The 12,800-nt window shown below is 46.8% G+C and carries 11 protein-coding genes; 7 read left to right on the top strand and 4 right to left on the bottom strand.

Features of this window, described 5'->3' with window-relative positions; all coding sequences use genetic code 11:
• Positions 1-11: 11 nt before the first annotated feature.
• The 5 genes from JNC77_RS14405 (at position 12) to JNC77_RS14385 (ending at position 7,026) form a co-directional block, all read left to right on the top strand.
• Positions 12-1,607: an ABC transporter substrate-binding protein gene (locus JNC77_RS14405; RefSeq protein ID WP_374833708.1), complete on the top strand. Its 1,596-nt coding sequence runs from the start codon at positions 12-14 to the stop codon at positions 1,605-1,607.
• A gap of 63 nt (positions 1,608-1,670) precedes the next feature.
• Positions 1,671-2,747: an S-methyl thiohydantoin desulfurase family protein gene (locus JNC77_RS14400; protein WP_374833706.1), complete on the top strand. Its 1,077-nt coding sequence runs from the start codon at positions 1,671-1,673 to the stop codon at positions 2,745-2,747.
• A gap of 211 nt (positions 2,748-2,958) precedes the next feature.
• Positions 2,959-3,492 carry an RNA polymerase sigma factor gene (locus JNC77_RS14395; RefSeq protein ID WP_374833704.1) on the top strand — a complete coding sequence of 178 codons (534 nt, stop codon included), beginning with the start codon at positions 2,959-2,961 and terminating at the stop codon, positions 3,490-3,492.
• Positions 3,489-4,478, top strand: a complete 990-nt coding sequence (locus JNC77_RS14390; protein WP_374833702.1) for a FecR family protein — start codon at positions 3,489-3,491, stop codon at positions 4,476-4,478. The genes JNC77_RS14395 and JNC77_RS14390 overlap by 4 nt, the downstream gene beginning before the upstream one ends.
• A gap of 127 nt (positions 4,479-4,605) precedes the next feature.
• Positions 4,606-7,026 (top strand): TonB-dependent receptor, encoded by a 2,421-nt coding sequence (locus JNC77_RS14385; protein ID WP_374833700.1) that lies wholly within the window; start codon positions 4,606-4,608, stop codon positions 7,024-7,026.
• 67 nt (positions 7,027-7,093) lie between these two features.
• Here JNC77_RS14385 and JNC77_RS14380 read toward each other — a convergent pair whose 3' ends face one another.
• From JNC77_RS14380 to JNC77_RS14365, 4 genes are all read right to left on the bottom strand, one after another.
• Positions 7,094-7,555: a copper uptake system-associated protein gene (locus JNC77_RS14380; RefSeq protein ID WP_374833698.1), complete on the bottom strand. Its 462-nt coding sequence runs from the start codon at positions 7,553-7,555 to the stop codon at positions 7,094-7,096.
• A gap of 24 nt (positions 7,556-7,579) precedes the next feature.
• A complete protein-coding gene (locus tag JNC77_RS14375) occupies positions 7,580-9,187 on the bottom strand; it encodes a copper resistance CopC/CopD family protein (RefSeq protein WP_374833696.1) in 1,608 nt (535 codons plus the stop codon).
• A 61-nt stretch (positions 9,188-9,248) separates the two neighbouring features.
• On the bottom strand, positions 9,249-9,779 hold the full coding sequence (locus JNC77_RS14370) for a YcnI family copper-binding membrane protein (RefSeq protein WP_374833694.1): 531 nt from the start codon (positions 9,777-9,779) through the stop codon (positions 9,249-9,251).
• Positions 9,780-10,360: 581 nt separating this feature from the next.
• Positions 10,361-10,741, bottom strand: a complete 381-nt coding sequence (locus JNC77_RS14365) for a c-type cytochrome (protein ID WP_374833692.1) — start codon at positions 10,739-10,741, stop codon at positions 10,361-10,363.
• A 235-nt stretch (positions 10,742-10,976) separates the two neighbouring features.
• Between JNC77_RS14365 and JNC77_RS14360 the strand changes: the two genes are divergently transcribed.
• Both JNC77_RS14360 and JNC77_RS14355 read left to right on the top strand, forming a co-directional pair.
• Complete coding sequence (locus JNC77_RS14360; protein ID WP_374833691.1) at positions 10,977-12,242, top strand: ATP-binding protein; 1,266 nt, start codon at positions 10,977-10,979, stop codon at positions 12,240-12,242.
• Positions 12,232-12,765, top strand: a complete 534-nt coding sequence (locus JNC77_RS14355; protein WP_374833689.1) for a response regulator transcription factor — start codon at positions 12,232-12,234, stop codon at positions 12,763-12,765. Before JNC77_RS14360 ends, JNC77_RS14355 begins: the two co-directional genes overlap by 11 nt.
• Positions 12,766-12,800: the final 35 nt, after the last annotated feature.

Below are 12,800 nucleotides of genomic sequence, written 5' to 3'. Positions count from 1 at the left end.
GGAGAACTTTGATGAAAAAAATAACTTGTAAATCACGCCTTGCAGCGCTTTTTTTAAGCGCTGCAATCGCTCTGCCAAGCTTGATCTCGACAGCATCTGCTGACGACAAGGTTTCTATCGCCGTCAATACGATGCAGATTTTCAGCTCACTTGATCCGGCAAAAGTTACCGATTACACCGGTTATATGGCTGTTGTGAATATGTATGACGGCCTGACAACCGTGAGCCCGTCCGGTGAGATTGTACCGCATTTGGCAAAATCGTGGGATGTGTCGGAAGACGGTTTGACTTATACATTCCACTTGCGTGACGATGTGAAGTTTCAGGATGGCACGCCAGTTAAAGCATCCGACATTACCTGGTCGGTTCAGCGTCTGATCGGCATCAACAAAGGCCCGTCCAACCTGATCGTTGATCTGCTGAAACCGGAAAATATTACAGCACCGGACGATCAGACGGTTGTCTTCAAACTTGATCGCCAGTTCTCGCCATTTATGGCGGTCACACCGATCATGGTAGCGCTCAATGAAAAGCTCATCACTGCCAATGCGGCCAGCGACGACAAATGGGGCGAAGCCTATGTTGGCGAACATTCTGCCGGTTCGGGCCCTTACTCACTGGTAAGCTATAACCGTTCCGCTGATATGGTCATTACCCGTAATCCGGATTATTTCCTTGGTTGGAACAAGGGGACACCGATTGATCAGGTGCGCTTTGTCCAGACAAGCGATGATGCAACCGTCAAAGCGCTGGCTGAAAAAGGCGAACTTGGCCTGACATCTCATGGTCTTGGCAACGAAACTTATGAATCCATTGCCCGTATGCCTGGGTACAAGCTGTTGCAGACCCGCACAGCCGGCGGTTTCATCATCAAGCTGAATACACAGACCTATCCAACGGATGATGTTCATGTGCGCCGTGCCATTGCATATGCCACGGATTACCAGACCATTCATGAAATCATCTATCCGGGTTTTGACATGCAAGGCCCGTTGTCTCAAACCTTTAAAGATGCGCATAATGATGCGATTGAACCGGGCGTCTTTGACCTTGAAAAGGCCAAGGAAGAACTGGCAAAATCCAAATATGCGGGTCAGGAAATCAAGCTCGTCAACAGCTATGTCGCCTCCCTTGCATTTGAAGCAGAAGTGGCACTGATGATGCAGGCCAATCTCGAACAGATCGGCATCACACTTGATATTAAGCCTGAGCCGTGGAACCGTATTGTCGAACTGTCATCCAAGCCGGAAACCACACCTGCCTCAACACAGGTGAATATGTCGCCGACTTATCCATCACCGGATGCGATGTTCTATAATCAGTTCCACTCCAAAGCATCCGGCACATGGATGTCGATGGAATGGTTGCAAAATGCTGAAGTCGATGGCCTGATCGACAAGGCGCGCGCCACAACCGATGTGGCCGAGCAGAATGCAATTTATAAGGAATTGCAGCAGAAAATCGTCGATTTGCAGCCGGATGTCTGGGCTGTGGCGCCAAATCGTCGTTTGGGTGCAAGCAAATGTTTGCAAGGCTATCAGTTCATTCCGATGCAAAGCTGGGATCTGAACTTCTCCAATTTCCATTGGGATTGCACCAAAGACTAACCGACTTTTATCAGACAGGCTCCGTTCTCACGGAGCCTGTTTTTTGCATGAAACAGGTGAATTATGCTTCAAGACTTTGCTTTGGACGATATTGAACCATTGGCAACAGGTGCGTGGATTTTAGGAACCGGCGGCGGCGGAAATCCTTATCTTTCAACGCTGAACTTGCGCCGTCTTTATGAGCAAGGCAAGCGCGTTCAGATCATGGATCCGATGGATCTCGATGACAACGATATGGTAGCCGTCGTTTCTAAAATGGGTGCGCCTCTAGTGGGGCAGGAGCGCTTGGGCGATCCGGCACATCTGGCGCGTGCTGTGGAAGTGATGGAAGATTATCTGGGCAAGAAATTTCGCGCTGTTATGAGTGTTGAAATTGGAGGCTCCAATGCTTTGTCGTCATTTCTGACCGGTGCCATGCTTGATCGTCCGGTAGTAAACGCTGATGCGATGGGGCGTGCCTATCCGGAAGCACAGATGACCTCTTTTGCTATCGGAAATTTGCCGATGTATCCGCTCTCCTTGGTGGATGTGCGTGATAATGAAGTGATTGTCACAAAGGCGGCTTCTTGGAAATGGATGGAACGTGTTTCGCGCTCGGTCTGCACGGAAGTGGGCTCGACGGCTGCCACCTGTAAAGCGCCGCGCACGGGGCGCGAGGTGAAAGAATGGGGCATCCATTATACGGTGACCAAAGCCACTGAACTTGGACGCACAGTTATCAATGCCCGCGCCCGACATGACGATCCGGTTCAAGCAGTGCTCGATTATGAGGGCGGCAAATTATTGTTCAGGGGCAAGGTTGTTGATGTTGCGCGAGAGACAACCGGCGGCTTCTTGCGTGGCCGAACGCTGATTGAAGGTATTGACGCTGATAAAGGCTCAAATCTGGAGCTGACGTTCCAAAATGAATGGGCGGTTGCTTTTCGTGATAAAAAAGCGATAGCGATGACACCGGATTTATTATGCTTGCTGGATACAATGTCGGGCGGTGCGATTGGTACGGAATCTGTGCGTTACGGTCAAAGGGTGAGTGTTATCGCCTTACCGGCACCAGCGCTTTTAACATCACCTGCTGGTATAGCGGCTGTAGGCCCGCGCGCTTTCGGCTATGAACTTGATTTTAAGTCCGTATTTGCTTGAAAAACGTAATAAGTGACAGGGTGCAGGTGAGATGCACTCTGCATCCTGTCTCATAAATTTAGCATTGCGTGATGCAGATAAATTACATCAATCAGCGAATATTTTGGACAGTGCCGGATATAAACTTGCATTAAATGGTCAAGTTTATTAAAAGCCCGTTCAGTTCTGAAGATATCAGCTTTTATGGCTGCGATGGAAATCTGTTGATTTGATGATGTGGGATATTGCTTCACTTTTTCGAAGCTATAGTGCAGATCTGCAGCGTTTTTTACAACGTCGTGGCTCTTCGCATGATGTTGCATGCGATCTGACGCAGGAAGCATTTCTTCGTCTGATGATTTCGCAAAAGAAAGATAGTGCGCATCCGTCCTTGGTTCATCATAAAGCCTATCTCTATAGAATAGCTGCAAATTTGCAAATTGATCATGCACGTCATCTGAAGACCTTACCGTTTTCAGCCTATGACAGTTTGCTAATTGAGATGATCGCCGATCCGTCGCCGCTCTCTGATGATCTTATCATTTTCAAGCAAACTATGCAGCTTGTTGAGCAGGCATTGGCTGAAATACCTGAAGCTGTTCGCCAAATTTATTTTATGCGATTGGATGGACAAACTTTTGCAGACATCGCCAAAGAATTGAATATTCCGTTGCAAACGGCTTATAGCCAATGGGGGCGCATTATGATGCACCTGCAATACAGGTTGCAAAAGATGCATATAAGCCCGACGGATAAAAAGCGATGACCGAGGTAAAATCGTCCAAAGCGCGCGAGCCTCATCCGGATTTGTTTAATACAAATTGGAGCACGGAGGCAGAAGAAGCGATTGATCCACTGATGCAGGAAGCAATCAACTGGTTTTCGATGCTTAGCGACGGGCAGGCCGATGCCGAACAGATGGCAAAACATCAAAACTGGCTGGAAGCTGATCCGCAACATGCTGAAGCCTATGCGCAGCTAGCCCGCATGTGGGGCAACCTCACTCATATGTCAGCGATCAAGCGCAATAAGAAATCCACTGCAACGATCAACCGGCGCCTTTTTGGCCAATTAGCTCTCATGGCCGTTATTGGTGGTGGTTCAGGAGCGATTTGGTTGAAAAATCGCGGGCATGATTATCAAACACTGACCGGAGAAATCAGACAGTTTACATTAGCTGATGGCTCTATCATTGAGCTTTCGGGTGAAAGCGCTGTTTCGGTCGATTTTAATGCAAAAGCACGCATTGTCATTTTGCATTATGGTGAGGCCTATTTCACTGTAGCGCGTAGCGACAAGCCATTAGTCGTGAAGGCAGCTGAGGCACAAATAACGGCATTGGGAACACAATTTAATGTTGCTGTACTCAATGATCAGGCCAGTGTTATTGTGACCGAACATGCAGTGCGCATTGATTATGCGCATCAAACCGCAACCCTGCATGCAGGTGAAAAATTGATTTATGCGAATAATATAATCAATCCGCCCACACCCTCGGATGATGAAACCGATCTGGCATGGCGAAATGGCAAGCTGATATTTATTGCACGTCCCTTGGCCGAGGTTTTACAAGAGTTGAACCGTTGGAGCCCGGTGCGTTTACGGTTGATTGATGGAGGGCTTTCAAACCATCAAGTTACTTTGATTGTTAATATTAGCGATATTGCTGATATTGTTCCCCAGCTCGCCGGATCTCTGCCAATTCGTACGCGTTTTATCCCTTTGATCGGCACTCTCATTTATCGCGCATGATCTTGAAAAAAACGTCTTTTCGGCTCAAAAAATAATTTTTAATAAATATGAATTTTTTTATCATAAAAACTGCGGGGCATTCCGTCTTGTATCCGAGACGAAGATTTTTCACCTCCGGAGACATGAGATGCCTGCCCAAAAACAATATCACGCTTTAGTAAAATATGGCTGGTTGAATGGTGGAATATCAGCCACAGTTCTGGCTAAAATGCTGCTTTGCACCGTTGCTGTTACGGCGCTAGCTTTGCAAGTCACTCCAGCTAAAGCACAAGATAGGGCAGATCGGCTGGTATCTACAGGCAAAACGATACAGTTTTCTATTGCCGCACAGCCTTTAGCATCGGCGATTGTAAAATTTGCCGCTCAAAGCGGATTGAATATCATCGCCGATGGTACAATGTCGCCTTCCGTGCAAGCCTCATCCGTAACAGGTGATATGTCTGCCAGCCAAGCTTTGGCACAAATGTTGAGCGGTACAGGCTACGGTTTCAGGCAGAATGGTTCGCGCTCATTTACTCTGATGCGCCAAGATGGAATTGAACGAGCAACAAGCGATAGCTCTGCTATTCAGTTGGAGACGATTACAGTTTCGCGTGCAAGCTCAAGCATGAGCGGTTTGGTTTCGGATAAAGAAGGCACCTATCGTACGGCAGCAGCCGTTACGACAACCGACGGCGCAACTTTACAGGAACGCAATGCCGGCAACCTTGATAATGCGCTGCGGTCGGCACCGGGCACATTTACCCGTAAAGCAATGTCCGGCGCCGGTGTTGCGGTCAATATTCGTGGCATGGAAGGTTATGGTCGCGTCAATATGATGATTGATGGGGCAAGACAAAATATCCGTGTGATGGGGCATGGTGTTTCTGGTGGCTCTACTTTCATAGATACAGATCTGATCGCCGGCATGGATATCGGGCGAGGCGCTTTGGGCGGAGCGGCAGGTATCGGCGCATTAGGTGGAGCGGCCAATTTCCGTACCATTGGCATTGATGACGTGATTTTACCAGGGCACTCATATGGTGCCATGACCACCATTAAATACGGTAATAATGAATATAACTGGTCAAAATTGGTGGCTGGCGGAATGCGCATGAACGGTGTGGGCATTATGGGTGCTTTCAATCGTCGTGATTCAGGCGCCCCGCTTAGCGGTGTTGATGAAAAGGGTAATCGTCTGCGCAATAATAATATGATCGAAGACTTGAAGTCTGGTCTGGCAAAACTGGAGCTGGGCGATGGTCAGGATCATAAATTGCTGTTGGGTGGTGTCTGGTATGATAATGTTTCCGCCATCCGTGGCGAGCCGCAGGATTATCGCAACCAGACCTATACAGCACGTTATAATTACACGCCCGACAGCGATCTGATCAATTTGACGGTTAATGCTTTTTATAATGATGCACGGGTTCGTTTTATTAAAGGCAACTATAAAGGCCAATTCAATCGCGATAAAGGCAAAGGCATTGATGTAACCAATAACAGTCAGTTGGCGCTAACTGATGATATCGGTTTGAAGCTAACTACGGGTGCAGCCTATTATCATGATGATGTGACAACAGGTCAGGCTTGGGGAACTGGCGGGCCGGGTGATGGTACGCTTGGCATCGGAAGCGTATTTGCCGATGCAACCTTTACCTATGGTATGTTCGATCTGACCACCGGATTTCATTATGATCATTTCCAGTTGAACGGTGATGTCGTCAAGAAAATCAATGGCGTCACGACGACCGAAGAGGTTAAACGTAACCAATCAAGTTTCAATCCTCGTGTGACATTGGCTGTAACACCTCTTGAGGGGCTGCAATTTTATACCACTTACGCCAAAACATTCCGTCCGCCGAGTGTTACCGAAACCTTTTTCCCCGGTGCCCATAGTGCGACACCTTCTGACATCACACCGAATCCCGATCTGGAGGGGGAAAGCAGTAAAGGCTGGGAGCTTGGTGTCAATTTGGTTGAAAAAAACCTGCTGGTAGCCAATGACAGGTTGTTGTTGAAGGCTAATTATTTCAACAATAATGTTGAAAATTACATTACCTCCGGCGCCTACTCGATGCCGAACTTACCTGGTCTGAAGTTCATCAATGTTCCGGGAAAAACCCGTATCAGAGGTTTCGAACTGGAAGCCAATTATGACAGCGGCTTTGCTTTTGCTGGTCTTTCATATGCAAAAACAAAAACACAACTGCCATATGGCATGTGGTCAGGTGATTATGGTGTGGGTGCCATCAATAATCTGCCGGATTTCATATTGACTGTGAATGCAGGTTTCCGTGCATTGGATGAAAAACTCACTATTGGGGCACAAGTGCGTCATATCGGTAAAAGTGAAGCACTCAAGCCGCCATTTGGTCCCGAGCTGGTTGATGTCGACAGTTATACTTTGGCAGATGTTTTCGCATCCTACAAATATAATGAAAATGCGACTTTCTTCGTCAATATCGAGAATTTGAGCAATGTCGCTTATAAACCTGCACAATATATGGATACGCGTAAACTGGGTCGCGGGCGCACAATCATTGGCGGAATGACGTTACGTTTTTAAGTCAGTTTATATTACTAATCCGCTGTCTGTTTTTCATGGCAAACAGCGGATTTAAGAGACTAAATATTTAATGAACTGGCGGATGACTGCCGTCATCATTCATCACCATCACACCGTCAAACAAAGAAAACTTCTGCACCAAAGCAGGGTCGAGTTTTGCTTCTGCATTAACGATTGATTTGGCCATTTCCTCTGCTTGGTCAACAGTCAAACCAAATTGCTGCAAAGCCTTTGCTTCACGTATGCTATCACCACCGCATAAAACGATGTGCCACTGGCCTTTTTGTTGGCGCAGCAATGCCCGTCCGCCCGTTTCACCCTGCGCCCATCCGGCAAGTGCTATATCGCCTTTGATGACAACAGGGGCCACTGTCAGCCTCTGTTCCGGCTGGTCAAACATCTCCATCAAAACATGGCGGATGGCCGCGGGGCTGTTATCATTTTCAGCTGCACTTGCCGGATTACCATAAATACCAATGGTCATGACAAGCCCGATAAATAGAGGCTGCAAATACTGATTGACAGACATGATTATTCCTTTGTGCGCAACCCGTTATGGACGGATCTGGATATCTTCTTCCAAGCGGGCGAGTTCAAAATCATTGATGAGAATATCGAGGCGTATTTTCCATTTTCCAGCCAAAGGCAGCAGCACATCATCAGATTGCCAACTCCCATTTTCTGCCTTTTTTGCTTTACGGCTAAAAGGTTCGATGCCTGCTTCCGGTTGAGAGAAAACAAAAGTAACTTCCTGTGCTTCCAAAGGCGCGAAGTCACCGTCCATCAAAATGGCGGAAACACTGACAGGACCGCTGCGTCCCGGTGTGATTTTGACATCCGCCATCGCTTTGTTTGTATGAATATGTATTTCAGCCGGTTGTGCCTCAGCGATCGCTATAGAGCGCGGCGGCGGCGTAAAACGCCAGCCCGAGGCAATGCCAAAGATGACAAAAACCAGCAATGTTTCAATTATAATAGCGCGGGCAAGTTTATGATTGGCGCGCACATCTCCATGCATCACTGGGTCGGTCAATTTCCAGCGATTGTAAGCGGCCAGTAAAAAAAGTAAGAACAAAACAGCTAATTTTGCGATGAGCAATTTGCCATAGGCCGTACCAATCAAAGCGGCGCGATGCTCCACTTGAATGATGGTCAGCGTGGTCCCTGCAACAATCAAGATGATAAGCGCAAATGGGATGAAGTTTGAGAAGCGGCGCAGACCATCTCTCAGATCATCATTGTTGCGACAAAGTGCTAAGCCTAACGGAATAAGTGCACCAATCCAAAGGGTGATCATCAGTGCATGCAGGAAGACGGATGGACGGGTAAGCCATCGTGGCGGGGCTGCGCTGGCATGTCCGGAAAGTGCAAGTGCAACTGCACCAAGTAGCACTGCGCTTAGTGAAAAAAATTGAGCTAAACCTTTGCTTTTTATCAATAAAGATAAAAAAGCTATGATAACTGCGCCAACAAGCGCAAAAACTGTTTGCCCGTAGCTGGTTTCTATTCCTGTTTGCCAGACCTGTGGGGCAAAGAAATGTGTCAGATCGGAGCCCAGCGCATCCAACCCTTGCAAACCAAGCGATAAGATAGTGGCAATAAGCCCGCCGCCAAGAACGTAAAAAATAAAAACGCGTGCAGGCTTTTGAGCTGGCCATAACCAGTGAATAGCAAAAGCACCGCCAATGCCGACAAAGAGTGTGATGTAAAGCAGAAGCTTGCCAAACCAAACAAGGCTGCTGATTGTAAGATCAGTACTTTGCACCAATTGTGGCGGGGCTGCACTTGCTGCGCCGATAGAAAAAACAACTGAACCACCAACCGGATGACCGTCTGATGAGACCACCCGCCATGTCAGCACATGGGTTCCGTTATCCAAATCTTTTGGCGCGACGATATCAAGTGTTTGATCATGGAGAGTAAATTCTTTCAGCTCCACCGCCGATCCGTCCGGCCGGATCAGCTTTAAAACCAGTGGTGAAACAGGCTCGCTGAATGCCAGACTAAAATTTTTCGGTGCAGATTCCGTCACCGCGCCATCAACAGGCGTCGTGCCTGTCAGAGAAGCATGTGCTGATGCTAATGTTGTCAAAATCAACCATAAAAAGAGGCTGATTGAGCCAAGGCGTGTGAAGCGGGATAGATCAGATATTCTCGGCATGAAGCTCTCGGTTTAGTATTAGATGAGACCGGCGCAATTGATGCGCCGGTAATCATTGTTTTTAGTGACCACTCGTTTTTTCCAGCAGTTTAAGTCCTGGAGCTGGTAGCTCCAGATCATCGGATGTCTGGCCATCTCCCGGAATTTCAATCCAACGTTCCGCCAGATCGCCCGGGCATTGTTGCACAACAGGGAAATAGAGCATGTCTCCGGCTTTCAGGTCAGTAGTCAAGTAACCACGCAAAACAAATTCATCATATTCGTCATCACCGATATTTCCGCCGCTCCAGATAACCTCTGTGACACCTTCGGTAGTTGCAGTGCCGTAATAATCATAGCTTTTGCCATATTGACCGCGTTTTTTTTCCAGTTCCCATCCGGCTTTTGGCATTGGTTTGACTGCAATGACACCTTCAGGAATTTTCACACGCACGACATTGGTCGGTTTGCCTTCACAACCATGCGGAATACGCAAAACTGCTTTATAGGTTGAGCCGACCAGCGCTTCAGTTTTTTCAAGGCTTACATGGGCAAAAGCTGTAGAACTGCTGATGGTAGCCATGAGGGAGGCAGTTATTAGTTTTTTGATCATTTTCAGATTCCCATAAGAATTTGACCGGTTTTCCGGCAAGTGTTGTGGCATTAGAACATGCGATAGCCAGACCGAGTTTTGCTGGTATCTTATGTCGTCAGACGGGGGAAAGGTTGGTAGAGAGTTTGATGATCATCAGATGAAGATGCACCGCTTTGGCCTGTTATTGGCAATTACATAATTTGAGGGGGGGGGCGCGGGCTTCCGGGTCTGCTTGCGACAGCAGAAATATTTAATGGTGATCCTTTTACCAAACTAAAGCTTGCAGCGTCAGAAGGCAGCGGATTAAAAAGCCAGTGACTGGTGGGCCCAGCAGAATTTTCTGATGCAAACATGCTGCAATTAACACTGCAACAATCAGGAATGAGCGGACGATCATCCTGATCTGTTGAGGTGTCGGATGATGAGGATAATGTTATGCAAATTGGGTTGCCAAATGCGTCAAGCACAGGCGATGCGGCAGCATAAGAAGCGGCAAACGCAATAATCAGTGACTGGAAGACGAGCAAGCATACCGCGGCAAGCGCTATAGCTTTTACCCGTAATATCCGCCACGAATTGTACAATTTTCTCTCCGCTTATCAGTTGGCTTTTGCAGGATCAGTTAAATAAGCAATCAGGTTGCTCAAGTCTTGCGGTTTTTTCACACCGGCAAACGCCATTGATGTGCCTTTGACTGTAGCTTTCGGTGCACTTAAAAACTGGATCAGCAAATCTTCATCCCAGCTTTTGCCATCATTTGCAAATTCTGTCATGGCTGGGGAATATTTAAAGCCTTCAGCTGTCGCTACAGGACGTCCGACAATACCAGCCAAAGTCGGGCCGACGCGATTGGCACCATCAATTGTGTGGCAGGCCTGACATTTTTTAAAGACATTTTTACCAGCTACAGGATCACCGTCTGCCAATGCAGGTACAATAAAACTGATCAGAGCGGCCAGTAAGGTGAGTTTCATTTTCATTTCAATTTCCTGTTAAATCAACGCTCTTGCTACGATAACCATAACGTTTTTCAGCAAAAATCGTTCATTTCAGATTACAATTGACACTAATATCAATGCCGGCTGAATGCGCCCTTGGACAAATTGTCCAAGCCAGGAAAGAAATTTGGTGGTCATTTTGTCTGAGAAGACATTGAAAACATACAGTGGTTCATTGCATATCATCATTCATTAAATGCGGATTTTTGAAAAAAACATGCCTGCTCATATCCATAATCTAACCGATAAACAGCATTTTTTGCTATTGATACAGTTGCGGTGGCTTGCCATTGCAGGGCAGGTGGCAACCATTTTTCTGGTAAGCCATTGGATGAAAATCAACCTTCCAGTTACCTTGATGGCAGGGGTTGTTTTCTTTCTCATCGTTTTGAATATTCTTAGTTTTATTCATTATAAAAAGCAGAAATTTATCAGTAAATTACAAATCTTTGCCGAGCTTTTGCTGGATGTTCTGGCGCTCTCCATTCAATTTTATCTCAGTGGCGGTGCTTCCAATCCGTTTATCACACTGTTTTTGTTACAAATCATTCTTGCCGCCGTTTTGCTGGAAGCATGGGCAACATGGATACTGGTTTTCGTAACAAGTGCTTGTTTCATTGTTCTGACGATTTATTATCTGCCCATTGATATTCCCCACCATCATGGCAGTGATTTTTTCAACCTGCATATACAGGGCATGTTTATCTGCTTTGTGCTGGCCTCAATATTGTTGGTCATATTTGTAACCCGTATTCAGCGAAATTTCAGAAAGCGTGATGCTCAATCAGCTGAAGAAGATCATATCGTGCGTATGGGTCTGATGGCTTCAGGTGCTGCACATGAACTTGGAACACCAATGGCCACGGTTTCAGTTATCCTCAGTGATTGGCAGAGAATGCCGGTTTTCAACAAAGATCCGGAGTTGCAAGAAGAACTAACTGATATGCTGGTGCAGATTGATCGCTGTAAAACGATTGTATCCGACATTTTAATGTCGTCCGGAACAATACGCGGCGAAGGTACTTTACGCACGACAATCAATGCGTTTTTGGATGAGCTTGTCGCCGAATGGCAGGGGATTCATCCGGCATTACAGACAAATTATATCAATCATTGTCATCCGGATGTGCCGATTATCTCGGATATTGCTTTAAAGCAGATAATTTTCAATGTGCTGGATAATGCAAGGGCAGTTTCAAAAAAAATTATTGAAATAACTGCGCGCTGTGAAAACGATGATCTAATTATTGCGATAACTGATGAAGGACCGGGCTTTAACGCCGAGGTGTTGGCTGAATTTGGCAAACCTTATCACTCGACCAAAGGACGGCCGGAAGGTGGCCTTGGACTTTTTCTGGTCAGTACAGTTGTTCGTAAGCTGAACGGGCACGTGACGGCCAAAAACAACAAACCAAAAGGTGCTACCGTAATTATTAATTTACCGCTTGCTTCACTTCGTGATGGAGACAAAGATGGACATTAAACGCTCATTGTTGATTATCGAGGATGATGCATCTTTTGCCCGCGCTTTGCAGCGCTCTTTTGAGCGGCGTGATTATCAGGTATATTTGTGCCAAGATATTGCACCAGTTCATGATTTGTTGGCCAGTGTTTCCCCGTCCTATGCAGTGGTGGATTTGAAACTTCCGAGTGGTTCCGGATTGGAGTGTGTCAAGCTTTTGCATGAACATGATAAAACCATGAAAATTGTAGTGCTGACCGGCTTTGCAAGTATTTCGACAGCAGTGGAGGCGATCAAGCTGGGAGCTTGTCAGTATCTGCCCAAACCTTCCAACACCAATGATATTATCGCAGCTTTTGATAAGATTGATGGCGACGCCACCGTGCCATTGACGACCCGCCCGACATCGCTAAAAAATTTGGAATGGGAGCGCATTCACGAAACCCTGGTCGATGCGGAGTTCAATATTTCAGAAACAGCCCGCCGTCTTGGCATGCACCGTCGCACATTGGCGAGAAAGCTTGAAAAACAACGGGTAAAATAAATCCGCATATTTAATTTTAAAGCCAAATCAAAACT

The sequence above is a fragment of the Paenochrobactrum pullorum genome (assembly GCF_041929845.1).
GTDB classification, from domain to species: domain Bacteria; phylum Pseudomonadota; class Alphaproteobacteria; order Rhizobiales; family Rhizobiaceae; genus Paenochrobactrum; species Paenochrobactrum pullorum.
Note: the sequence above shows the minus strand (reverse complement) of the source record. Positions and strands in the feature narration are given on the sequence as shown.